27 protein-coding genes, 1 other RNA gene and 1 pseudogene are annotated in these 23,045 nt (G+C 61.4%); 12 read left to right on the top strand and 17 right to left on the bottom strand.

Annotated features, from left to right (window positions below; all coding sequences use genetic code 11):
- Nucleotides 1-40 precede the first annotated feature (40 nt).
- Together NKI63_RS08300 and NKI63_RS08295 are read left to right on the top strand one after the other, a co-directional pair.
- Complete coding sequence (locus NKI63_RS08300) at nt 41-874, top strand: NAD(P)H-binding protein (RefSeq protein ID WP_352504929.1); 834 nt, start codon at nt 41-43, stop codon at nt 872-874.
- Nucleotide 875: 1 nt separating this feature from the next.
- Nucleotides 876-1,355 carry an anthrone oxygenase family protein gene (locus NKI63_RS08295; RefSeq protein WP_254816440.1) on the top strand — a complete coding sequence of 160 codons (480 nt, stop codon included), beginning with the start codon at nt 876-878 and terminating at the stop codon, nt 1,353-1,355.
- Between the two features lie 25 nt (nt 1,356-1,380).
- Here the strand turns inward: NKI63_RS08295 and NKI63_RS08290 are convergent, their stop codons facing one another.
- The 4 genes from NKI63_RS08290 to NKI63_RS08275 form a co-directional block, all read right to left on the bottom strand.
- A complete protein-coding gene (locus tag NKI63_RS08290) occupies nt 1,381-1,692 on the bottom strand; it encodes an Rdx family protein (RefSeq protein WP_352479629.1) in 312 nt (103 codons plus the stop codon).
- A complete protein-coding gene (locus NKI63_RS08285) occupies nt 1,689-2,483 on the bottom strand; it encodes an RDD family protein (RefSeq protein WP_352504928.1) in 795 nt (264 codons plus the stop codon). Before NKI63_RS08285 ends, NKI63_RS08290 begins: the two co-directional genes overlap by 4 nt.
- A 66-nt stretch (nt 2,484-2,549) precedes the next feature.
- Nucleotides 2,550-3,299 (bottom strand): YebC/PmpR family DNA-binding transcriptional regulator, encoded by a 750-nt coding sequence (locus NKI63_RS08280; RefSeq protein WP_352737805.1) that lies wholly within the window; start codon nt 3,297-3,299, stop codon nt 2,550-2,552.
- A 233-nt stretch (nt 3,300-3,532) separates the two neighbouring features.
- Nucleotides 3,533-3,856, bottom strand: coding sequence for an ArsR/SmtB family transcription factor (locus tag NKI63_RS08275; protein ID WP_352821034.1), 324 nt, complete (start codon nt 3,854-3,856; stop codon nt 3,533-3,535).
- A gap of 52 nt (nt 3,857-3,908) precedes the next feature.
- Here NKI63_RS08275 and NKI63_RS08270 point away from each other — a divergent pair.
- From NKI63_RS08270 to NKI63_RS08260, 3 genes and pseudogenes are all read left to right on the top strand, one after another.
- Nucleotides 3,909-4,389: pseudogene (locus NKI63_RS08270) on the top strand (SRPBCC domain-containing protein).
- Nucleotides 4,390-4,406: 17 nt separating this feature from the next.
- Nucleotides 4,407-4,769 (top strand): VOC family protein, encoded by a 363-nt coding sequence (locus NKI63_RS08265; protein WP_352737808.1) that lies wholly within the window; start codon nt 4,407-4,409, stop codon nt 4,767-4,769.
- Nucleotides 4,770-4,798: 29 nt separating this feature from the next.
- The gene (locus NKI63_RS08260; protein ID WP_352821031.1) at nt 4,799-5,266 is read left to right on the top strand and encodes an SRPBCC family protein; all 468 of its coding nucleotides are present in this window, start codon (nt 4,799-4,801) and stop codon (nt 5,264-5,266) included.
- Between the two features lie 21 nt (nt 5,267-5,287).
- Here the strand turns inward: NKI63_RS08260 and NKI63_RS08255 are convergent, their stop codons facing one another.
- The 4 genes from NKI63_RS08255 to ssrS form a co-directional block, all read right to left on the bottom strand.
- Nucleotides 5,288-6,052 carry a TerC family protein gene (locus NKI63_RS08255; protein WP_254816433.1) on the bottom strand — a complete coding sequence of 255 codons (765 nt, stop codon included), beginning with the start codon at nt 6,050-6,052 and terminating at the stop codon, nt 5,288-5,290.
- Between the two features lie 70 nt (nt 6,053-6,122).
- Nucleotides 6,123-6,947 carry a TIGR00282 family metallophosphoesterase gene (locus tag NKI63_RS08250; protein ID WP_352821028.1) on the bottom strand — a complete coding sequence of 275 codons (825 nt, stop codon included), beginning with the start codon at nt 6,945-6,947 and terminating at the stop codon, nt 6,123-6,125.
- A gap of 81 nt (nt 6,948-7,028) precedes the next feature.
- Nucleotides 7,029-7,616, bottom strand: coding sequence for a 5-formyltetrahydrofolate cyclo-ligase (locus NKI63_RS08245; protein ID WP_352504926.1), 588 nt, complete (start codon nt 7,614-7,616; stop codon nt 7,029-7,031).
- Between the two features lie 131 nt (nt 7,617-7,747).
- A non-coding RNA gene (ssrS, locus tag NKI63_RS08240) (6S RNA) lies at nt 7,748-7,903 on the bottom strand.
- Nucleotides 7,904-8,079: 176 nt separating this feature from the next.
- On the opposite strand from ssrS, the gene NKI63_RS08235 reads away from it, so the two are divergent.
- From NKI63_RS08235 to msrB, 7 genes are all read left to right on the top strand, one after another.
- Nucleotides 8,080-8,919, top strand: a complete 840-nt coding sequence (locus tag NKI63_RS08235; RefSeq protein ID WP_352821025.1) for an AAA family ATPase — start codon at nt 8,080-8,082, stop codon at nt 8,917-8,919.
- A 105-nt stretch (nt 8,920-9,024) separates the two neighbouring features.
- Nucleotides 9,025-9,471 (top strand): GNAT family N-acetyltransferase, encoded by a 447-nt coding sequence (locus tag NKI63_RS08230; protein ID WP_352821023.1) that lies wholly within the window; start codon nt 9,025-9,027, stop codon nt 9,469-9,471.
- Between the two features lie 61 nt (nt 9,472-9,532).
- Nucleotides 9,533-9,727, top strand: coding sequence for a type II toxin-antitoxin system HicA family toxin (locus tag NKI63_RS08225; RefSeq protein ID WP_126104508.1), 195 nt, complete (start codon nt 9,533-9,535; stop codon nt 9,725-9,727).
- Nucleotides 9,728-9,736: 9 nt separating this feature from the next.
- The gene (locus tag NKI63_RS08220; protein WP_254816428.1) at nt 9,737-10,141 is read left to right on the top strand and encodes a type II toxin-antitoxin system HicB family antitoxin; all 405 of its coding nucleotides are present in this window, start codon (nt 9,737-9,739) and stop codon (nt 10,139-10,141) included.
- A 9-nt stretch (nt 10,142-10,150) separates the two neighbouring features.
- Nucleotides 10,151-11,341, top strand: a complete 1,191-nt coding sequence (locus tag NKI63_RS08215; RefSeq protein WP_352821020.1) for a vWA domain-containing protein — start codon at nt 10,151-10,153, stop codon at nt 11,339-11,341.
- Entirely contained in the window at nt 11,342-12,163 is an 822-nt protein-coding gene (locus tag NKI63_RS08210; RefSeq protein WP_352821017.1) for an MBL fold metallo-hydrolase, read from the top strand.
- A 109-nt stretch (nt 12,164-12,272) separates the two neighbouring features.
- Nucleotides 12,273-12,677, top strand: coding sequence for a peptide-methionine (R)-S-oxide reductase MsrB (gene msrB / locus NKI63_RS08205; RefSeq protein ID WP_352821014.1), 405 nt, complete (start codon nt 12,273-12,275; stop codon nt 12,675-12,677).
- Nucleotides 12,678-12,680: 3 nt separating this feature from the next.
- Here msrB and NKI63_RS08200 read toward each other — a convergent pair whose 3' ends face one another.
- From NKI63_RS08200 to livM, 9 genes are all read right to left on the bottom strand, one after another.
- A complete protein-coding gene (locus NKI63_RS08200) occupies nt 12,681-12,995 on the bottom strand; it encodes a hypothetical protein (protein ID WP_352821011.1) in 315 nt (104 codons plus the stop codon).
- 66 nt (nt 12,996-13,061) lie between these two features.
- Nucleotides 13,062-13,502, bottom strand: a complete 441-nt coding sequence (locus NKI63_RS08195; RefSeq protein WP_254816424.1) for a DUF4268 domain-containing protein — start codon at nt 13,500-13,502, stop codon at nt 13,062-13,064.
- A gap of 169 nt (nt 13,503-13,671) precedes the next feature.
- A complete protein-coding gene (locus tag NKI63_RS08190) occupies nt 13,672-13,932 on the bottom strand; it encodes a DUF2312 domain-containing protein (protein ID WP_023719653.1) in 261 nt (86 codons plus the stop codon).
- A 273-nt stretch (nt 13,933-14,205) separates the two neighbouring features.
- A complete protein-coding gene (gene pyc / locus NKI63_RS08185) occupies nt 14,206-17,664 on the bottom strand; it encodes a pyruvate carboxylase (protein ID WP_352821007.1) in 3,459 nt (1,152 codons plus the stop codon).
- 234 nt (nt 17,665-17,898) lie between these two features.
- Nucleotides 17,899-19,029 carry a branched-chain amino acid ABC transporter substrate-binding protein gene (locus NKI63_RS08180; protein WP_254816422.1) on the bottom strand — a complete coding sequence of 377 codons (1,131 nt, stop codon included), beginning with the start codon at nt 19,027-19,029 and terminating at the stop codon, nt 17,899-17,901.
- Between the two features lie 138 nt (nt 19,030-19,167).
- A complete protein-coding gene (locus NKI63_RS08175; RefSeq protein WP_352821004.1) occupies nt 19,168-19,515 on the bottom strand; it encodes a DUF6867 family protein in 348 nt (115 codons plus the stop codon).
- Nucleotides 19,516-19,533: 18 nt separating this feature from the next.
- Entirely contained in the window at nt 19,534-20,262 is a 729-nt protein-coding gene (locus tag NKI63_RS08170) for an ABC transporter ATP-binding protein (protein ID WP_352504920.1), read from the bottom strand.
- Nucleotides 20,262-21,413, bottom strand: coding sequence for an ABC transporter ATP-binding protein (locus NKI63_RS08165; RefSeq protein WP_352504919.1), 1,152 nt, complete (start codon nt 21,411-21,413; stop codon nt 20,262-20,264). Before NKI63_RS08165 ends, NKI63_RS08170 begins: the two co-directional genes overlap by 1 nt.
- Nucleotides 21,413-23,041: a high-affinity branched-chain amino acid ABC transporter permease LivM gene (livM, locus tag NKI63_RS08160; protein WP_352504918.1), complete on the bottom strand. Its 1,629-nt coding sequence runs from the start codon at nt 23,039-23,041 to the stop codon at nt 21,413-21,415. The genes NKI63_RS08165 and livM overlap by 1 nt, the downstream gene beginning before the upstream one ends.
- Between the last annotated feature and the right edge of the window lie 4 nt (nt 23,042-23,045).

Raw genomic sequence — 23,045 nt, 5'->3', positions numbered from 1 at the left:
ATGTGAGGATTACTCACATTTCAAACTGAGGAAAATCGACATGAACCCTACTGTAACGAGACCAACTTTGATCCTCGGCGGCACCGGCAAGACCGGCCGTCGCCTCGCCGAGCGGCTGACGGCGCGGGGCCTACCGGTACGGATAGGCTCGCGCTCGGGCACGCCACCCTTCGACTGGGAAAACAAAGCCACTTGGGAACCCGCCCTTGATGGTGTCGGCGCCGTCTACATCAGCTACTATCCTGATCTTGCGGTGCCCGGCGCGGCCGACACGGTCGGCGTCTTCTCTCGCCTTGCCGTGCAGTGTGGTGTGCGCCGGCTGGTGCTGCTGTCGGGGCGCGGCGAAACGGAAGCGCAACGTGCCGAAGAGATGCTGAAAGCCTCAGGCGCCGATTGGACGATCCTGCGCTGCGCCTGGTTTTCCCAGAACTTCAGTGAGGGGTTTCTCGTGGATGCCCTGCGCGAGGGCGAGGTGGCGTTGCCGGTCGGCAATGTCGGTGAGCCATTCGTCGATGCCGACGATATCGCGGACGCCGCCTTTGCCGTACTAACCCGGCAGGGCCATATCGGCCAGCTCTACGAGTTGGCCGGGCCGCGGCTGCTGAGCTTCGCCGACGCGGTCGCCGAAATCGGCAGGGCCGTCGGCCGCGACATTCGTTTCAAGCGGATTTCACACGCCGAGTTCACCGCCGCCATCGCCGAGCATGAGTTGCCGGCCGAGTTCGCGTGGCTGCTCAACGAGCTGTTCACCGAAGTCCTCGACGGCCGCAACGAGTCGCTGACAGACGGCGTCGAGCGCGTGCTCGGCCGCGCCCCAAAGGACTTTTCCGCCTACGCAACCGAAACCGCCTCAACCGGCATCTGGAGCAACTGACATGATCATGAAACTGCTTCCCACCCTCACTTTCGTCGCTGCCATTGGCTCAGGCGTTGTCGGCGGCGTTTTCTTCGCCTTCTCCAACTTTATCATGCCGGCGCTCGGCCGCTTGCCTGCCGGAGGCGGCATCGCCGCCATGAATTCGATCAACATCACCGTGATTACGCCGGCATTCATGACCGCGCTTTTCGGCACCGGGCTGGTCTGTCTTGTCCTTGCCGCCGGCGCTCTTATCGGCTGGAGCCAACCGGGTGCATTCTGGCTCCTCGCCGGCGCCCTGATCTACCTCGTCGGCAACCCGATCGTGACGATGATGTTCAACGTGCCGCTCAACAACGCCCTGGCCGCCGTCGATCCGACAAGCGCCAACGGCGCTGCAGTATGGGCCACTTATCTCAGGGACTGGGTGATGTGGAACCATGTCCGCACCATCACCGCCATCGTGGCGCTGGGCTGCTTCATCTTCGCCTGGCGGTGAATGCAGGACGGAAGTGTAAAAGGCCTCAGGCAGGGTCTTTTGACTTATCGCCCTTGCGGTCGGCATGGCCCAGATCGCGATCCGGATCGATGACGTCGCGAACCAGTTGCTTGAGCTTTGCGGCGTCGGGGAAACCGCCGTCCCGCTTGCGGTCCCAGACCAGCGTGTCATTGCAGGAAATGGTGAAGATGCCGCCGGTGCCGGGCACCAGCGTCACTTCGCCCAGATCGGTGCCGAAGGTCGACAGCAGCTCCTGCGCCATCCAGCTGGCCCTGAGCAGCCACAGGCACTGGGTGCAATAGGTGATGCGGACGCGGGCTCTGTCTGACACGTTCATGTCTCGGTCTCATCTGCGCGAACTGTGGTTACGGCAAATCGATCGTGTATCGGATCGTTGCCAAGAGCTATGGATATTGCGATCCAGATCGGCCAGACCATAACCAAGACCAACGCGGCGTATGCACCGACAATCTCCAGCCGGGAGAAGTCCTGCGCGACCCCAGGAGCGCTGCCCCAAGCCTGAACAGTGTACCACCCTCCCATGAACATTATGGGCAAAGCGCCGAGAAATTTCATTCCCTGGCGCCGAACAGCCTTTCGTACGGGTAGTCCGATTCTATTTTTGTCATCCTGGTCATGCACTATGAGCGCCGCGAACCGCTTGCCGATTGGCTGGCCAGAGGTCAACTCCATGACAAGGAGATAAGACGCGAGAACGACCAGTTCGAGGAAACCCAGATCCAATGCTGCCGGTCGGATATTGCCCTGCGAATCCAAATCAAATGAGATGGAGGGATTTCCTTCAGACTGTGAGCCCGAAGCCGTTCCCAGGGCCCATTCGGCGACCGTCAAACCGAACAGCGACGTTCTGCATATCTGCCAATCGTAACGGGCAAATGATGGATCACTTGCTCCGTTTAACGTAGCCGCCTGACATAGTCTCCAGTTCAACCAAAAGCTGCCTTTGACTCCGCCGTCAGTTAGCAGAAACAAACCCGCTACAAGTCCGTAAAGAGGTATCAGGACGATAAGATAGTCGATGATCGAAGCGAACAGCCGGCGCCATATGCCACCCCGGCGAGGCCAGGACATCGCGTCAGAAAAACGAGCCTCGTCAGTGTCAGTCATCCGTCCCCCATCAGTAACTGACAGCTCTAGAAGAAAGATACGTGGTCGATGCGCGGCGTTCTCAACTTACGCCGCGCTGAGCTTCGCCAAGGTCTCCTCGTCGACCTCGAAATTGGCGTAGACGCTCTGCACGTCGTCGTCGTCTTCGAGCGTCGCGACCAGCTTCATCAGCGATTGTGCCCGCTCCTCGTCGACCGCGATATTGGTCTGCGGCCTCCAGATCGGCTTCACTGATTCAGCCTCGCCGAGTGCGCCTTCCAGCGCCTTCGACACTTCGCCGAGATTCTCGAAGGCGCAATAGATCGTGTGGCCTTCCTCGTCCGACTGGACATCGTCGGCGCCGGCCTCGATCGCTGCGTCCATCACCTTCTCGGCGCTGCCGGCCGATGCCGGATAGTAGATCTCGCCGACGCGGTCCCACATGAACGAAACCGAGCCGGTCTCGCCCATCGCCCCGCCGGCTTTGGTGAAGGCAGCGCGCACATTCGACGCCGAGCGGTTGCGGTTGTCGGTCAGCACCTCGACGATCAGCGCGACGCCGCCTGGCCCGTAACCCTCGTAGCGAACGGCTTCGTAGGTCTCGGCATCGCCCATCGACGCCTTGTTGATGGCGCGCTGGATGTTGTCCTTCGGCATCGACACCGCCTTGGCGTTCTGCACCGCAAGGCGCAGGCGCGGGTTCATCGATGGATCAGGCGTGCCGCTCTTGGCGGCGACGGTGATTTCGCGCGCCAGCTTGGAAAACATTTTCGATCGCACCGCATCCTGGCGGCCCTTTCGATGCATGATGTTCTTGAACTGTGAATGGCCAGCCATGGCACCCCTGTCGTTTTCTCGCTAGAGCATCTGCGGCCTGGTGAACCACCCGGCGCCTTGCAAAATGCTCGAATTCAAAACTTCAGAACGTCCTGCTGCGTCCGGACGGACGTACGGCGCTCTCTGTCGGAATGGCCGGCTTATAGATAAATCGGCTCAATTCGTCCAGCCGCGCCATTGCGTCGGACACGCAAGGGTCTCAAGGCCCGAAAGTGGCAGGCTTCGGCAACCTTTCATCCCTCAAGATCGGATTTCAGCCGGTCGAGGATGCTGATCGCGTGCATGGCATATTGACTGATCCAGCGGTCGTGGATGTGCTTGATCGGCAGCGCGTTGAGATGGTTCCAGCGTTCGCGCCCCTCGCGGCGCACCACGACCAGGTCGGCCTCCTCCAGCACCTTCAGATGCAGCATGACCGTGCAGCGGTCCATGTCTGGGAAGGCATCGCACAGCATGCCGGTGGTCTGCGGCGCATCCTTCAGCCGGTCCAGCAACGCACGCCGGCGCGGATGCGCCAGCGCCTTGAAAACATCGTCGTCCTGCGCCGTGCTTGACATGTTATGTTTTTATAACATAATGCCGTTGCATTTCAAGGAAGGAGCTGTGGATATGTCTCTTGGATTCAGGGTTTCTGGCCGCATCGGCAAACCCGTCGCCGAAGTCTTCGATGCGGTCGTCAATCCGAAGAAGCTCAGCGGCTACTTCACCACGATCGGCGGCGCCAGCGCACCGCTGCTGGCGGGCGCCACCGTCATCTGGTGGGGCAAGGTTCCCGTGGAGGTCGACCAGGTGGAGAAAGACAGCCGCATCGTGCTGCGCTGGGATGCGACCGACGCCGACGGCGAGCCCGCCTACAAGACCCGCATCGAGATGAATTTCGAGCCGCTCGACGACGGCGGCACCTTCGTCACCATCGCCGAAACCGGCTGGCAAGAGGACGCGGTCGGCCTGAAGAAATCTTACCTCAATTGCGAGGGCTGGTCGCAGATGCTGGCCTGCATGAAGGCCTATGTCGAATACGGCATCAATCTGCGACGGCTATTACCGCAGCGAGATGAAGGGCGAGCCGGCCAACGAGAACAACATCTGAGAGCAAATGGAGTAAGAATGACCGCGAAGATCACCGGCGGCATCAACATCGCGATGAAAGTCCCGCCGCATCAATACCAGGCAACGATCGCCTTCTATCGCGACGTCATCGGCCTGAAGCCATTCACGGCCAAACCGCCGGCCGTCGGCTTCGAACTCGGTCCCAATCGACTGTGGATCGACGAGGCGCCGATGATGAACCAGGCCGAGATATGGCTGGAACTGTTCACCGATGATTTTCCGGCCGCAGCGGAGCATCTCGCCAAGGCCGGTGTCGTGCGCTGCGACGCCATCGAGGCACTGGGTGAAGGCTTTCGCGGCGGCTGGATCACCAACCCGGCCGACATCATTCACCTGGTGCGCGAACCCGATGCCTGGTGAACAGGCGGCACCGTGGAAAGGAGGACGATATGGAAATCCGCGAAACACCGACCGCCGAAGCCGGCATGCTGATAAGGCGGCCGGTCGCCGACGTATTCGAGGCCTTCGTCGATCCGGCGATCACGACGAAGTTCTGGTTCACCCATGGCAGCGACAGGTTGGACAGCGGCAAGGAAATCCATTGGGAATGGCGCATGTATGGCGTCTCGACGACGGTCAATATCCGTGAGATCGTCGAAAACAAGAAGATCGTCATGCAATGGAGCGATCCGCCGACCACGGTGGTGTGGACCTTTACCGCGATGCCGGGCGCCACGACCTTTGTCGAGGTCCGCAATTTTGGCTTTGTCGGCAGCCGCGATGAGCAGGTCACGCAGGCGATCGACTCGACCGGCGGTTTTGCGCTGGTGCTCGCCGGCGCCAAGGCGTGGCTGGAGCAAGGCGTGACGCTCAAGCTGATCGGCGACCGCCATCCGAAAGGCGTGCCGGGGCATTAGGTCAGCCGCGGTGGGTCATCTTCAGTGCCCGCCGCCCTTTGCCTTCTTCCGCCGCCGCGCCAGCATGTTGAGCCCTTCGACCAGGGCCGAAAAACCCATGGCGGCGTAGATATAGCCTTTCGGCACATGGTAACCCATGCCGTCGGCGATCAGGGTCATGCCGATCATCAGCAGGAAACCCAGCGCCAGCATGACGATGCTGGGGTTCTTGGCGATGAAATCGGCCAGCGGCCCGGCCGCCAGCATCATCACGCTCACCGCCACGATCACCGCGATGTACATGATCGCGATTTCGTCGGTCATGCCGACGGCGGTGATGATCGAGTCGATCGAGAAGACGAGGTCGAGCAGCAATATCTGGAAGATCGCGCCGGCCAGCGAAAGCTGCAGCGTCTCGCCCATCATGGTGTCCTGGTGATCATCGAGATCGACCGTGTGGTGGATCTCCTTGGTCGCCTTCCAGACGAGAAACAGGCCGCCGGCGATCAGGATCAGGTCGCGCCATGAAAACCCGTGGCCGAAGGCGGTGAATATAGGCGTCGTCAGTTGGACGATGATCGAGATGGTGGCCAGCAGGATCAGCCGCATCACCAGCGCGGCGGAGATGCCGAGCCGCCGGGCGCGGGCCCGCTGCGCTACCGGCAATTTGTTGGTCAGGATCGAGATGAAGATCAGATTGTCGATGCCGAGCACGACCTCCAGCACGATCAGTGTCAGCAGCGCGACCCACGCAGTCGGGTCGGAGACAAAAGCGAAATGCGGCGCCAGGAATTCGACTAGCTGCATGGAGGTCGTCCCCTCTACGATCTAGAGCAGTTTCGCCGGCAATTGGGTATTGCAAGCGTCTATATCAATGTCACGACCAGAAGGATGGAGCCGTTTCCTCGAGCCGCGGGCCGCGGCGAAACGGCGCGATCCGTTCTGTCAGGCCGCTACGGTCGGAAATGTCGACGCCGACGCCGCACAATGTCGCCGGTCCGGTCGACGCCTCGAAGCGGCCTTTCGGCACCTTGGACAAGAACCGGTTGAGCGGCTCCTCCTTGTCCATGCCGAGCGAGGAATCGTAATCGCCGCACATGCCGGCATCGGAAATATAACCGGTGCCGCCATTGAGAATCTGGTGATCGCCGGTCGGCTGATGCGTGTGGGTGCCGACAACAAGACTGGCACGGCCGTCGACGAAATGAGCGAAGCACATTTTTTCCGAGGTCGCCTCGGCATGGAAATCGATGACGATTGCATCGGCCTGCTCGCCAAGCGGACAAGCGGCAAGTTCGCGCTCGCCGGCCTGGAACGGATCGTCGAGCTCGGGATGCATGAACACCCGACCCATGATGTTGGCGACCAGCACGCGCGCGCCGTTCCTGGCGATATAGATGCCTGAGCCGCGCCCCGGCGTACCCTTGGGGAAATTGGACGGGCGCAGGAAGCGCTCTTCGCGCGGCGCGAAAATCAGCGCATCGCGCTGGTCCCAGACATGGTTGCCGGTGGTGACGACATCGGCGCCGGCCGAGATCGTCTCGCGAAAAATCTCCTCGGTGATGCCGAAGCCTCCGGCGGCGTTCTCGCCATTGACGATGACGAAGTCGAGTTTGAAATCCGAGATCAGGCCGGGCAGTTGTTCCCACACCGCCGTACGTCCTGTCTTGCCGACCATGTCGCCGAGGAAGAGAAGTCTCATATAAGCGCGATCCCGAACCGAAGGTCAGCGAAGCAAAAAGCTGCATGACTTTCGGAAAAGACCATGCGTCCAGGAACTTATCTACAATTTCGGCGCGAACCGGCGCAACCCGCTCTCGGTGAGTATTTCGGGAATGATCACGTCATGCGGCTCGTCCGGCACCAGGGCCACCTCCTGGCAGTCGAAGGCAATGCCGATCAGCCGCGGCTGCTGGCCCTTGTCGGCCAGCCGCCCGATCGCTCGATCGTAATAGCCTGCGCCGTACCCGATTCGGTGCCCGCGCGCATCGAAGGCGGCAAGCGGCACCAGCATAAGCTGCGGATCGAGCACCTCGGCTTCCTCATGCGGCCCGACTGTGCCGAAACCCATGTCGATCATCGGCGCGCCGCGCACCAGTTCGCGAAAAACGATGGTGGTCTTGTCGAGGATGGCCGGCAGGCAGAGCCTTGCCCCCTTCTCGCGCAGGGCAAACATCAGCGGCCGGACGTCGACTTCCGAGCGCATCGGCCAGAAACCGGAGACGATCTGGCCCGGCTCGACCGTGATCCGGTCGCGCGCCGTCTCGGCCATTTCGAGTGCTGCCTCCACACGCCAGAAAGGGTCGAGCGCATCGCGGCGCCCGAGGGCTTGGTTGCGGAGATTTTTTTTCAGGTCTTTTGGGGATGTCATGCGCCGACGTTAGCAAAGATCCGATTTGGATGGAGTTTTACGAGCGACGTTTTGGAGGAGCGGGGCGAACTTGTCGTTCGAGAGCACCCCGCGCGCGACGACAAGATCCGCCAGATGGCCTTTTCGATAGGTGACGATCCACACAACCGGTGGAGAGAGCGATCCCGGGAACCTACAAAGTAGGTGGGCGCCGTATGAGAAAACCCACGGGTCTTCCCAGGGACAGCTCCCTAGGGATCATTAAGGCCCCGGGGAAAATGTTCTCCTGCCGGGAAGCGCAGACCGTCATGCCCAATATAGGCTGACGCCAGACCAAGCGCCAGAGAGGCGACATGTTTCGACGCGTAATTCGACGCAGGACCCCTCGACGAGGGCCGCGCCGGCAAGATCTCCGCTTCGCCAGCGGCGCCTTGCACAGCGAAGGCCGCGTCCTTAGGGTCGCGCGATGGACTCGGGAGCAAAAATGCGTTTCGAAGGCACGGCGGCCTATGTTGCCGACAAGGATCTGATGGTGGCGGTCAACGCGGCGATCGCGCTTGAGCGGCCATTGCTGGTCAAGGGCGAGCCCGGCACCGGCAAGACCGAACTTGCCCGTCAGGTGGCGGCAGCGCTCGGCCTGGATCTGATCGAATGGCACGTCAAATCGACCACGCGGGCGCAGCAGGGCCTCTATGAATATGATGCCGTCTCGCGGCTGCGCGACAGTCAGCTCGGCGACGAGCGCTTCAACGACATCCGCAATTACATCAAGCGCGGCAAGCTGTGGGACGCCTTCGCCGCCGGCAGGAAGATGGTGCTTCTGATCGACGAGATCGACAAGGCCGATATCGAATTCCCCAACGATCTGTTGCAGGAACTGGATAGGATGGAGTTCTTTGTCTACGAGACCGGCGAGACCATCCGCGCCACCGTCCGGCCGATCGTCATCATCACCTCCAACAACGAAAAAGAGCTGCCGGACGCCTTCCTGCGCCGCTGCTTCTTCCACTACATCCGCTTTCCCGACGTCGAGACGCTGCACAAAATTGTCGACGTGCACTATCCCGGCATCAAGCAGAACCTGGTACGCGCCGCACTCACGCAATTCTATGAAATCCGTGACGTGCCGGGCCTCAAGAAGAAGCCGTCGACCTCCGAGGCACTCGACTGGATCCGCCTGCTCGTTGCCGACGACATCGCGCCCGAGGACTTGCGCGCCGACGCGAGGAACGCGCTGCCCAAGCTGCACGGTGCGCTTTTGAAGAACGAACAGGACGTGCATCTGTTCGAGCGCCTGGCCTTCATGGCGAGACGGCAAGGGTGAGGGGCGGTCGACGAAAGCCGCCGGACAGCGCTTTCCCGTCGTTGGACCGTTGCCGCCAGCGAGGCGTGAAGGCAGCTTCGTGTTGCCGAATTCAGAGGAAATGAAATGACCGAGATCACCGTCCGCCCGCTTGCGCAATCCGACCATGCCGACTGGCGGCGTCTGTGGACTGCCTACCTCACCTTCTACGAAACCAAGCTGCCGGAAGCGGTTTACGCCGTCACCTGGAAGCGGCTGTTCACGGCGGGCGAGTTCGAGCCAAAGGGTTTTATCGCCACCCTCGACGGCAAGGCCGTCGGCCTGACGCACTATCTCTACCATCGCTCCTGCTGGTCGCAGATAAATAACTGTTATCTGCAGGACCTGTTCGCCGACCCCGATGTGCGCGGCAAGGGCGTCGGCGCCGCCCTGATCGAAGCGGTCAAGCAGGAAGCCGGCAAGATCGGCGTCAAGAACGTCTACTGGATGACGCACGAAACCAACACCACCGCACGCAAGCTCTACGACCACGTGGCGCGCAGGACCGGCTTTATCGAATATGATCTGCTCTGATGAAGCCAACGATTGAAATAATCACCTGTGCGCAATATATTGCGCATGATCAGGGGCGACAGTGCCGCTGATCGAGACCAACACGCGCAAGATTGTCACGAGGCTTTTACGTGACGGCTGGGTGAACGTAGGCGGCGGCAAACACGAGAAGTACGAGCATCCGGAAAGGCCGGAGATCATGATCATTGTGCCGCGGCATCGCGAACAATCTCTGGGTGTTGCGCGGTCGATCGCCCGGCTTGCTGGATGGATTTAAGGACGAATCATGACGCACTATGTCGGAATTCTTGACGGCGCAGATGAAGTCTGGGGAGTGCGGGTGCCTGATCTTCCCGGATGTCACGGCGGTGGCGCAAGTCCCGAAGAGGCGATAGCCGATGCGACTTCTGCCGTTCGCGAATGGGCAGAGACACGAATGGCGAAGAACTTGCCCTTGCCCGCCGCGCGCACTGTGGCAGATCTGCTCCGACTGGGCGAAGTCGATAGCGCTGCCGGTGAATCCGCCGTGATGATCCCTGTGCTGATCGATTCCGGACGGCCTGTCCGGGCCAATCTGTCGCTCGACGCAGGTCTTTTGGCGGCAATCGACGAAGAAGCGGGTCGGCGTGGTCTGACGCGTTCCGCCTTTATCGCCAGCGCCGCACGGGAGAAGATCGAGGGACACAGATAAAGTTGGACCATGTTCCTCCCCTTCTTCCTTGAACTGAAAGCCGCGCGCGTTCCGGTCTCGCTCCGGGAATATCTGTCGCTGCTGGAGGGGTTGGAGGCCGGGCTGGTCGACTATGATGTCGAGGGCTTTTACTATCTCGCCCGCGCCGCGCTGGTGAAGGACGAGCGACACATCGACCGCTTCGACCAGGTCTTTTCGCACGTCTTCAGAGGTGTCGAGGCGCTGGCTGGCGAAAAGCCGGTCGATGTCGCAAACATCCCGGAGGAATGGCTGCGGACGCTCGCCGAAAAGCACCTGACCGATGAGGAGAAGAAGCTGGTCGAGGCGCTGGGTGGCTTCGAAAAGCTGATGGAGACGCTGAAGAAACGACTGGAGGAACAAAAGGGCCGGCATCAGGGCGGTTCGAAATGGATCGGCACCGCCGGCACCTCGCCCTTCGGCGCCTATGGCTACAATCCCGAAGGCGTGCGCATCGGCCAGCACGGAAGCCGCAACCGCCGCGCGGTAAAAGTCTGGGACAGGCGCGAGTTCAGGAATTTCGACGATGCCGTCGAGCTCGGCACCCGCAACATCAAGGTCGCGCTGAAGCGGTTGCGCCGCTGGGTGCGCGAAGGCGCCGAAGAGGAATTCGACCTGCCCGGCACCATCCACGCCACCGCCGAGCGCGGCTATCTTGACATCAAGACACAACCCGAACGTCGCAATGCCGTGAAACTGCTGATGTTCTTCGATGTCGGCGGCTCAATGGACGACCATGTCAGCAGTGTCGAGGAGCTATTCTCGGCCGCCCGCGCCGAATTCCGCCAGCTCGAATATTTCTACTTCCACAACTGCCTCTACGAAGGGGTATGGAGGGACAATCGCCGCCGCCATGCCGAGGTGATTCCGACGTCCGATCTCCTCCATAAGTATGGCCCCGACTATAAGGTGATCGTCGTCGGCGACGCCTCGATGAGCCCTTATGAGATCGCCCAACCCGGCGGCTCGGTCGAGCACTGGAACAAGGAGGCCGGCGCCGTCTGGCTCGGCCGATTGCTGCAGCAATGGCCAAACGCGGTATGGCTCAACCCCGAAGCCGAAAAAAACTGGGGTTTTACCCATTCGATCGCCATGATCCGCGATATCTTTGGCGGCCGCATGTTTCCGCTGACGCTCGCCGGCCTCGAAGCCGCGACGAAGCAACTTTCAAGGAAGCACTGAATGGACCCACGCAAAACAGGACGGTCGACCTGTTTCCTTTGCCTGCAATGCGGTGTCCAGTTCGCGGCGACAGCGACGCCGCCGCAACATTGCCCGATCTGCGAAGACGAGCGGCAATATGTGCGCTGGGAGGGCCAGGCCTGGATCACGCCGGAAGAGCTCGCGGCCGGCCATCGGATCGTGATGAGGGACGACGCCGGCGTGCTCGGCTTCGGCATAGAGCCGCGCTTCGCCATCGGCCAGCGGGCGTTGCTGGCGCAAACGCCGCACGGCAATGTGCTGTGGGACTGCATCTCGATGGTCAGCGACGAGGCGGTGGCCGAGATCAACCGCCGGGGCGGCCTGGCCGCCATCGCCATTTCGCATTGCCATTATTATTCGGCAATGGTCGAATGGAGCGAGGCGTTTGGCGGCGTGCCGATTTATCTGCACGCCGATGATCGTCAGTGGATCATGCGGCCGCATCCGGCAATCATCAGCTGGGAAGGCGAAACGCGCGCCATAAACCCGTCGCTGACGCTCATCCGCTGCGGCGGCCACTTTGCCGGTGGCCAGGTGCTGCACTGGAAGCGCGACAGCGGCAATGCCATGCTGGCCGGCGACATCCTGCAGGTGACGCCGACTCGCCGTCATGTCAGCTTCATGTACAGCTATCCGAACTATATCCCGCTCAACGCGACGAAAGTGCTCGGCATCAAGGCAGCGCTGGAGCCTTTCACCTTCGACCATATCTACGGCGCATGGTGGAACCAGAATGTCATCGGAGACGCAAAGGCGGCATTTTCAGCATCGGTTGCGCGCTATCTCGCGGCCATCGCCTGAGGAATTCGTCGCAGCAGGATAGGAAATACGAGCAAACGCCGTAACAAATGCCTATTTCAGGCGAAGTTGGGAAGGCAACCCAAATAGCGACATAAGCTAAGAGGAAAAAATGGACAGCCACACCTACCCCGTTACCCGCACCGATGCCGAATGGCGCGCCCGGCTGACGCCCGAGCAATATGCGGTGATGCGCAACCACGGCACCGAGCGGCCGGGAAGCTGCGCCCTGCTGCACGAGAAGCGCGCCGGCACCTTCTCCTGCGTCGGCTGCGACCAGCCCTTGTTTGAATCCAAGCTGAAATTCGAGAGCGGCACCGGCTGGCCGAGCTTCAACGATCCCGTGCCGGTCTCGGTCGAGACCACCGTCGACCGCAGCTACGGCATGGTCCGTACCGAGTGCCATTGCGCCCGCTGCGGCAGCCATCTCGGCCATGTCTTCGACGACGGCCCGCCGCCGACCGACCTGCGCTATTGCATCAACGGCGTGGCGCTCAAATTCGAGCCGGCCGCCTGACCGTCAGGCCACAACCACCAGGATCAGCCACAACGTGGCGCCAAGCGTCATCAGCGAGGCCTTGGCGCCACTCGATTTTCCGGCAGTTCGCCAAACGGCAAAGGTCAGGAAGATATTATAGGGCACCGGCGCGAAGTGCACCGCCAAGACTAGCGCAAGCGGCAGCTTCAGCCCAAGCAGAATGAGCGCCGCCACCGACAACGCGACGTTGATCGCTGTGCCGACAACGACCATGTCGCGCCAGAACAGCCGATCGAGCGGCACGCCGCCCAGCCAGCGTGGGCGGAAGAAGGCGGCAACGCGCGACATGATCGTCATCGATCGACCGGCTCCCTCGCTCTGCTCACCAGAGCGGTTCTAAGGATTGCGTCTGGAAATCCTGCTTTATTCCTGACCCAGAACTTCGGCAATCGCGCGCTCGAAACGTGAGGCTTCCGTAACCAGCCAGTCGGTCATCGCCGGCCAATTGTCTTCGGCAAAACAATTCACCCGCCACATCGAATTGATGCCTAGGCCGTCGCAACTTTGTTCTGGCCTGAGCTTCAGCCTGTCTTCGATGGCCGGCTGAAACGGCTTCAACCGCGACCAGGCTTGCGTGGCACCGAGCTTCTCGTTGCGGCCGAAGAAGACGCCGACATGATTGTGCGCAGGCGCGACATACATGGAAATGACCAATGCGAAGTCGGGCAGCCCACGCTGCCAGAACCACGGTCCGCGCCTCGCCAGCAGAGCCCTTTCATCCGGATGCCGTTCCGCGAACAGCGTCCAGAAGCTGCGTTGGCGGAATTCAGAGGCGCGGCGGGCGCCAAAATCGAATTCGCTCATGGTTCGATGCTCGCTCCAGCATCAGGCCGAGGTTGTTTCGAAATTCGCTCTGGCGAGTCATATGGCGGTGGTTTCGAAAACCGGAGCGCGGCGGACTTTAGGTCCGTGAGCGCTGGAAGCGCAGAAAACACCATCGGATTGCCGCCGGAGTAGAATTTCCAGACAGTCTCTACACCATTCCAAGCGCGGCCTTGTAGAGGTCGAGAATGGATTCCTCTTCCTGCCGCTCGGCCTGGTCTTTCTTGCGCAGCCGGATGATCGACCGCATCGCCTTGGTGTCGAAGCCGGTGCCCTTGGCCTCTGCAAACACTTCCTTGATGTCGTCGGCAATCGTCTTCTTCTCTTCCTCGAGCCGCTCGATGCGTTCGATAAAGGCGCGCAGCTGGCCGGCGGCAACAGTCTGGCTGGTCTCGGTGATGTCGTCGGCCATATTCTTCTCTCCGCGTCGTTTCTCGCCGCGACTCGGGGTAACCCGAGCGGCGAATTGCAGCGGTTCGATGCCCGACCGGGCGCGGCGGGTCAAGGTGCTATCGATGCGGCATGAAGGGGTTGGGCACGCCTTAAGGTATGTTGAGATTCAGGTCAGGCCGAGCCGAAAACGATGGCTGCCGAGAACCGGAGCGGAGCGTACCCGAGTACGTGAGCACCGGAAGCGCAGGAAGCCGGCGTTTGCAGGCCGGCATCACCTGAATATCAGCACACCTTACCCGAATGCGATCAGCAGATCCTTTGCATCGATCTGGTCGCCGGCCTTGACCAGCACCTCGGCTATGGTGCCGTCGCGTTCGGCATGCAACGCCGTTTCCATTTTCATTGCTTCGATCGACAGCAGCACGTCGCCGGCCTTTACCGCCTGGCCGGCAACGACCGCAAGCGCCGAGACGACGCCAGGCATCGGCGCGCCGACATGCGCCTCATTGCCCGGCTCCGCCTTGCGCCGTACCTTGGCAGCGGAGGCGCCATGCGCCCGGTCCGGCACCTTCACCCGGCGCGGCTGCCCGTTGAGTTCGAAGAACACGGTGACCATGCCCTTTTCGTCGACATCGCCCATGGCAAGGCAGCGCACCACCAGCGTTTTGCCTTTTTCGATATCGACGAAAATCTCGTCTTCCGGCTTCATGCCGTAGAAATAGGTCGGCGTTGGCAGCACGCTGACCGGCCCGTAGGTCTCCTGCGCGGCGGCAAAATCGGAAAACACCTTCGGATACATCAGCCACGACGCGAACTCGAACTCACTGAGCTTGCGCTCGAGTTTTTCCTCGACCTCCGTGCGACTGGCCTTGAGGTCCGCCGGTTTGAGCAGCGAACCTGGCCGCACCGTGATCGGCTTTTCGCCCTTCAGCACCTTCTTCTGCAATGGCTTTGGCCAGCCGCCCGGCGACTGGCCGAGATCGCCGCGCAACATCGACACCACCGAATCCGGGAAGGCGATGTCCCTCGCCGGATTCTCGACGTCGGCGACGGTCAGGTCCTGGCTCACCATCATCAGCGCCATGTCGCCGACGACCTTGGACGACGGGGTCACCTTGACGATGTCGCCGAACATCAGATTGACGTCGTGATAGGTCTGCGCCACTTCATGCCAACGTGTCTCCAGCCCGAGCGAGCGCGCCTGTTCCTTGAGGTTGGTGAACTGCCCGCCCGGCATTTCATGCAGATAGACCTCCGATGCCGGCCCCTTCAGGTCGCTTTCAAAGGCGGCGTACTGGTTGCGCACCGCCTCCCAGTAGAACGAGATGTTCCTGATCCATTGCCGGTCGAGGCCCGGGTCGCGCTCGGTGCCTTTCAGCGCCTCGACGATCGAACCCAGGCACGGCTGCGAGGTGTTGCCCGATAGCGAATCCATCGCCGCGTCGATGGCGTCGACGCCGCTCTCCACCGCCGCCAGCACGGTTGCCGACGACAGGCCGGATGTGTCGTGGGTGTGGAAGTGGATCGGCAGGTCCGTCGTCTCGCGCAGCGCCTTGAACAGCACGCGGGCCGCCGCCGGTTTCAAAAGCCCGGCCATATCCTTGACGGCGATGATATGGGCGCCTGCCGACTGCAATTCCCTGGCCAGGCCGACATAATATTTCAGATCGTATTTGGCCCGCGCCGGATCGAGTATGTCGCCGGTATAACAGATCGCCGCTTCGATCAGCTTGCCCTCGGCGCCGACCGCATCCATGGCGACGCGCATGTTCTCGACCCAGTTCAGGCAGTCGAAGACGCGGAACAGGTCGATGCCGCCGGCAGCGGCCTGGCGGACGAAATGCTGGACGACGTTGTCGGGATAGTTGGTATAGCCAACGCCATTGGCGCCGCGCAGAAGCATCTGCAGAAGAAGGTTGGGTGCCGCCTCGCGCACTTTGCTCAGCCGCTCCCATGGGTCTTCGGTGAGAAAGCGCATGGCGACGTCGAATGTGGCGCCGCCCCAGCATTCAAGCGACAAAAGCAGCGGCAGAGCACGCGCATAGGTGCCGGCAATTCCAGCAATGTCATAGGTGCGCACACGCGTCGCGAGCAAGGATTGATGCCCGTCGCGCATTGTCGTGTCGGTGACCAGCACCTCTTTTTGCTCGCGCATCCACGCGGCGAATTTCTCCGGCCCGAGCACGTCGAACTTCTGCTTGCTGCCTTGAGGCACATTGCCGTTGAGATATGGCACCACCGGCGGCGCCGCATCGGCCTTTGGCTGCGGCCGGCCGCGCGTCTCGGGATGGCCATTGACCGAAACATCGGCAAGATAGTTGAGCAGCTTGGTCGCGCGGTCCTGCCGCTTCACACTGGCGAACAGTTCCGGCGTCGTGTCGATGAACTTGGTGGTGTAGGAATTGTCGGCGAAGCTCGGGTGATTGATGATCGCCTCGAGGAAGGTGAGATTGGTCGCCACGCCGCGGATACGGAATTCGCGCAGCGCCCGGTTCATGCGGGCAATGGTCTCGGCCGGCGTCGGCGCCCACGCCGTCACCTTTTCCAGCAGCGGATCGTAGAAGCGGGTGATCACCGCGCCCGAATAGGCGGTGCCCCCATCAAGGCGGATGCCGAAGCCGGTGGCACCGCGATAGGCGGTGATGCGGCCATAATCGGGGATGAAATTATGTTCGGGATCTTCCGTGGTGATGCGGCACTGCAGGGCGTGACCGTTGAGCCTGATGTCCTTTTGCGCCGGCACGCCCGATTCCGCCGTGCCGATGGCAAAGCCGTCGAGGATATGGATCTGCGCCTTGACGATGTCGATGCCGGTCACCTGTTCGGTGACGGTGTGCTCGACCTGGATGCGCGGATTGACCTCGATGAAATAGAATTTTCCGGTGTCGGCATCCTGCAGGAACTCGACCGTGCCGGCGCCGATATAGCTGGTTTGGCGCGCAATTCTCAGCGCGTAGCCGCAAAGCTCTTCGCGTTGTGACATTTCGAGATACGGCGCCGGCGCCCGCTCGACGACCTTCTGGTTGCGGCGCTGGATCGAACAGTCGCGCTCGAACAGGTGCACGGCGTTGCCTTGGCGGTCGCCCAGCACCTGCACCTCGACATGGCGGGCGCGCTCGATCAGCTTTTCGAGATAGACCTCGTCCTTGCCGAAAGCCGCCTTCGCCTCACGCTTGCCCTCCATGACCTCGCGGGCGAGATCGGCCTCGGAGCGGATGGCGCGCATGCCGCGGCCGCCGCCCCCCCAGGATGCCTTGAGCATCACCGGGTAGCCGATCGTCTTGGCGAGTTCCCTTACCGCCGCCATGTCGTCCGGCAAGGGATCGGTAGCGGGAATTACCGGCACGCCGACTTCGATCGCGAGATTGCGCGCGGCGACCTTGTTGCCCAGCCTGCGCATCGTATCGGGTTTTGGCCCGATGAAGATGATGCCGGCCCTGGCGCAGGCCTCGGCGAATTCCGGGCTCTCCGACAGCAGCCCGTAACCCGGATGGATGGCGTCGGCGCCCGACAGCCTGGCGACGCGGATAACCTCCTCGATCGACAGATAGCTTTCGATCGGCCCCATATCCCTGGCCAGATGCGGCCCGCGCCCGACCTGGTAACTTTCGTCGGCCTTGAAGCGATGCAGGGAGTATTTGTCCTCCTCTGCCCAGATCGCCACGGTTTTAAGGCCGAGCTCATTGGCCGCGCGGAAGACCCGGATGGCTATTTCGGAGCGGTTGGCGACAAGGATCTTCGAAATTGCCAAGGACAGGGCTCCGGACGCGGGGAAGGGAACTGCCGGACATGATTAGCGCGAAAATGCTGCAGTGCAAACAAAATCGAAAAGAGGGATTAAACCGATTTAGTATGATCTATCGCGTTGACGCATTGCGTGTCGACCCGGACAACGCCTGGGGCACTCCGGGTCCAGGCATTTGGGAAACCCCATGAAAAATGCCCGGCGCGAGGCGCCGGGCATTTTTCATATAGCAACGTCCGGTTATTTGCCGGGTTCGTTCTCGACATAGGTGTACTTGCCGTCGTCACCCTTCTTCCAGGTGTACATGACGTAGTCCGGACGGGTGATATCGCCCTTTGCGTCGTAGCCGATCTCGCCGATCGCAGTCTTCCAGGGGCCGGCCGACTTGATGGTCTCGGCTACCTTCTGAGCGTCATCGGCTGAGCCGGTCTTAGTGATAGCGGCCGCGATGATTTCCATCGCTGCGTAGGAGTAGAGCGTATAAGCCTCCGGCTCGAAGCCGGCCGCACGGAACTTCTCGACGAGTTCCTTGGCGTTCGGATTCTTGCGCGGATCCGGAGCGAACGTCATCAGCGTGCCCTCGACGGCGTCGCCGGCGATGGAGGCCAATTCGTTCGAGACGATGCCGTCGCCGGACATGAAGGTTGCCTTGAGGCCCTGGTCGGCGAGCTGGCGTATGATCAGGCCGGCTTCGGTGTGCAGGCCGCCATAGTAGACGACCGAGACGCCCGCATCCTTCATCTTGGCGATGAGGGCCGAGAAATCCTTGTCGCCGACATTGATGCCTTCATACATGGCCTCAGTCACGCCGTTGGCTGCGAGCGCCTTCTTGGTTTCGTCGGCGAGGCCCTGGCCATAAGGCGTCTTGTCATGGATGACAGCGATCTTGGCATCCTTGAAATTCGCGGCGAGATAGTCGCCAGCGACCTTGCCCTGCTGATCGTCGCGTCCGCAGGTGCGGAAGGTGTTCCACATGCCACGTTCGGTGAACTTCGGATTGGTCGCGGCCGGCGTGATCTCAAGGATGCCGTTCTCGGCGTAGACTTCCGATGCCGGGATCGAGACGCCGGAGTTGAAGTGGCCATCGACGTACTTGACGCCGTCGGCGACGAACTTGTTGGCGACCGAGATGCCTTGCTTGGGATCGGAGACGTCGTCGCCGACTTCAAGCTTGAGCTGCTGGCCAAGAACGCCGCCCGCCGCATTGATATCGGCGACCGCCTGTTCGGCACCCTTCTGAAGCTGGGCACCGAACGCTGCGTTCGGACCGGTGATCGGACCGGCAACGCCGATCAGGATGTCAGCCCACGCGTTGCCGCTGAACGCGACAAGCGCGGTCAGTGCGACGGCGGACAAAAGTGACTTTTTCATTGAAACGCTCCCATTTACCGAGTGGGCGTGGATGTTGCTTTCATGCGATGCCCACTCTTGCTCGCAGAAAGAGTACTTTGCCGATTTTCAGGCACTTGTCACGCCGATTCATCCCTGAAACGCCGTTAATGATAAATGTCAACCTTTCGGTTTCCAGCTCAAAAGAGAGGCTCTTTCGTAAAGCCAATTATACTGCGTTACCATCTGGTTCGTGCGCGTGTATTGGTAGCCAATGAAGCCCAATATTATCAGCACGATGGTATCGACCACGTAGTAATGCAGCGAAAACATCGTTCCGCCGAACAGCGCATGATGGATGAATCTTACGCCGATGCCGAGCCCCAGCATATAGGCGAATAGCTGGGCGAAGCTGCGCCATGTCTGGGCACACGCCTTGCCCGTCATCCAGGCCGCCCAGCCGCCGAGCAGGCAGGTGACGAAAAAGAACTGCCAAATCGAGGGTTCCTCATAAAGAATGCCCTGCATGATGAAGACTCCTGAAACTCAGTGATGGCCGCCCTCGAGATAGGCGGCGCGCACTTCCGGATTGGCGAGCAGTTCCTTGCCGGTGCCGCTCATCGTCACATTGCCGTTGACCATGACATAGCCGCGCGTGGCGAGCTTCAGTGCGCCGAAGGCGTTCTGCTCGACCAGGAACACGGTCAGTCCCTGCGTGCGGTTCAGCTCGCGAATGGCGTCGAATATCTGCTTGACGATCAGCGGCGCCAGGCCTAGCGACGGCTCATCCAGCAAGAGCAGCTTCGGCCTTGCCATCAGCGCGCGGCCGATCGACAGCATCTGCTGCTCGCCGCCCGAAAGCGTGCCGCCACGTTGGCTGACGCGTTCCTTGAGCCGCGGGAACAGCGTAAAGACCCTTTCGACATCCTCGTCGTAATGCTTGAGACCGTCGAGGCTGGCGCCCATCTGCAGGTTTTCCATCACCGTCATGCGCGGAAAGATGCGCCGGCCCTCCGGCGACTGCGCGATACGCATGCGCGCGATCTCGTGGGTTGGCATCTGGGTGATATCGGTGCCGGCGAAGGTGATAGTGCCGGCACGAGCGCGCGGAGCACCGAAGATGGTCATCATCAGTGTCGATTTGCCGGCGCCGTTGGCGCCGATCAGCGCCACGATCTCGCCCTGTTTGACGGTGACGTCGACGCCGTTCAGCGCCCTGATGTTGCCGTAGTAGGTCTGGACGCCCTTGATATCGAGCAGCGTTGTGCCGGCCATTATTTCCGCCCCCCACGCCGATTAGAGGTGCCGGGAGTTTTCGACTTCGCCGGAGCCTTGCCCGGCTTTGCCGTGGAAGATTTCGCGGCCGATTTGGCTTTGGCCGGCGATCCGGACTTTGCAGCAGCAGCGCTCGACCTTGCATCGATCTGCCCGGCCTTCGAAGCGCCCTTTGACACTGTGACGCGTTCGCCCTCGCTATGGCCGACCGTGTCGGCCACCGGTCCGGCAAGATAGGAAGACGATGTGCCCGGTCCATGCGCGGCATCCGGACCCGTATCCAGTTGCTCGATGACGTCCTCGTCGCCGACTTCGGTCAGTACCGTCTCGACGTCCTCGTCTTCGACGCCGAGATAGGCGGCAATGACGCGCGGGTCGGTTCGTACCGATTGCGGGTTGCCGTCGGAGATCTTGCGCCCGTATTCGAGGACGACGACATGGTCTGAAATCTGCATGACCACCGCCATGTCGTGCTCGATCAAAAGGATCGAGGTGCCGGTGTTGTCCTTGATGTCCATCAGCAGCGCATTGAGCGCCGCCGATTCCTTCGGATTTAGGCCGGCGGCCGGCTCGTCTAGGCACAGAAGCTCAGGGCCGGTGCACATGGCGCGAGCAATTTCGAGCCGTCGCTGCGCGCCATATGGCAGATCGCCGGCAGGATCGTCGGCGCGGTCGACGAGATCGGCCTTCTCCAGCCAGTGCTCGGCGAGTTCAACGGATTCCGCCGAAGCCTGTCTGTATCCGCTATAACCGAACAGGCCGAGAACGGTATAGCCGGACGCCTTCATCAGTTTGTTGTGCTGGGCCACCAGCAGGTTCTCCAGCAGCGTCATGCCCGAGAACAGGCGGATGTTCTGGAAGGTGCGCGCCACCTTGGCCCGCGCCGGGATCTCATGGTTCGGCAGGCGTTCGAGCAGGAAGGTCGAGCCGTCGCGCCGGTTGAGCGTGATCATGCCTTCCGACGGCTTGTAGAAACCGGTGATGCAATTGAACACGGTGGTCTTGCCGGCGCCGTTGGGGCCGATCAGCGCGGTGATCTCGCCACGTTTGGCCTGGAATGACAAATCGCCGATGGCGATGAGACCGCCGAACTTCATCGACAGATGCTCGACCTGCAGGATGGCATCGTTCACGGAGGGGCTCGCGTTCATCAGCCGTGTCCCTCCTTGGTGAAGGACCCGGACACCGCCCTGCGCACCTTGAGGAAGGCTGTCGGCTCGCGGCTGCCGACGAAGCCACGCGGCTTCCACAGCATGACGATGACCATGGCCATGCCGAACAACAGCATGCGATAAAGCTCCGGCGTGAAGTCGGGGCCGAACCCGGGTATGACCTTGATGTTGCCCCAACTCAGGCCGGTCTTGAGGAAATCCAGTTCGCGCAGGATTTCCGTGCCGCCGATCATCACCATGGCGGCGACGGCAATGCCGACCAGCGAGCCCATGCCGCCAAGCACGACGATGGCAAGGATGATCGCCGATTCCAGGAAGACGAAGGATTCCGGGCTGACGAAGCCTTGCCGCGCGGCGAAGAACGAGCCGGCAAAGCCGCCGAACATCGCGCCCGTGGCAAAGGCCGTGAGCTTGGTGGTGGTGGTGTTGATGCCGAGCGAGCGGCAGGCGATCTCGTCCTCGCGCAGCGCTTCCCAGGCGCGGCCGACCGGCAGGCGCCTGAGCCTCACCGTGACGAAGGCGGTCAGCAGGCAGAGTCCAAGGATCAGGTAGTAGAGGAAGATCTTGTAGTAGGCACCGGACTGCGCGATGCCGAGCACCTTGGAGATGTAGTTCGGGTCGGAGACGTTGAACGACATCAGGCCGAAGAACGAGACCTTCGGGATGCCGGAAATCCCGGCCGAGCCGTTGGTCACTTCGCGCCAGTTGATAATCACCAGCCTTATGATCTCGCCGAAAGCGAGCGTCACGATCGCCAGATAGTCACCGCGCAGGCGCAACACAGGGAAGCCCAGCATCACGCCCCAGAATGCAGCCATCAGGCCGGCGGCGGGCAGTAGGATCCAGAAGGAAAGGCCGTAATGCGTGCCGAGCAACGCATAGGCATAGGCACCGACGGCGTAGAAGGCGACATAGCCTAGGTCCAGCAGGCCGGCCAAGCCAATAACGATATTCAACCCCCAGGCCAGCATCACGTAGATCAGGATCTGGATGCCGAAATTGTCGACATACTTCAGCGAACCCTGGAAACCGGCCGCCATGGACCCGGCATATAGCGCCAGCACCAACACCACGATAATCGGGTAGAGCGCCAGTGCGGTTATGCCCAATGCCGAGAAATGAGAATGAATGAAGGCCCGGAACCGATATATCAGCCAGGCTAGCGCATAGATGATTGCAAGTGCCCGCAGGAACCGCACAAAATCGGAAAGTTCCGGCCCTAAAGCCTCGGTCAGGAAGCCCCTGAGCGCGAGCAGAATAACGGCGACGGCGAGCGCCACGATGAACGCGGGAAGGCGGAAGAATCGCGAAGCCAGGCTGACCGGCAGCAGGCCGGTAGCGACGTCGACGATCTTCTGGTTCGCCAGGAAGGGCTGGCCATAGGCGACATAAAGGAAGCGTCCGGCCATGGTGGCGATCACGACGCCGGCGAGCAAGCCCCAGCGCTGCACCAGGATCAGTTCGTTGGAGATGTTCTGGTCGGTCTTCAGGCCGATGAACAGCACGAACAGGCCAAGCGAGATGGCGCCGGCATAGAGCGCTTCGCGAAAAGCGCGCTGGACCGGGGTGGCGACGACGGTGCTTTCCGGAGACACGGTAACCGCCATGATC

Origin of the sequence: Mesorhizobium sp. M0410, assembly GCF_040321435.1 — a bacterium.
Taxonomy (GTDB): domain Bacteria; phylum Pseudomonadota; class Alphaproteobacteria; order Rhizobiales; family Rhizobiaceae; genus Mesorhizobium.
The sequence above is the reverse complement of the archived record's forward strand: the minus strand, read 5'-3'. Positions and strand labels throughout refer to the sequence as shown.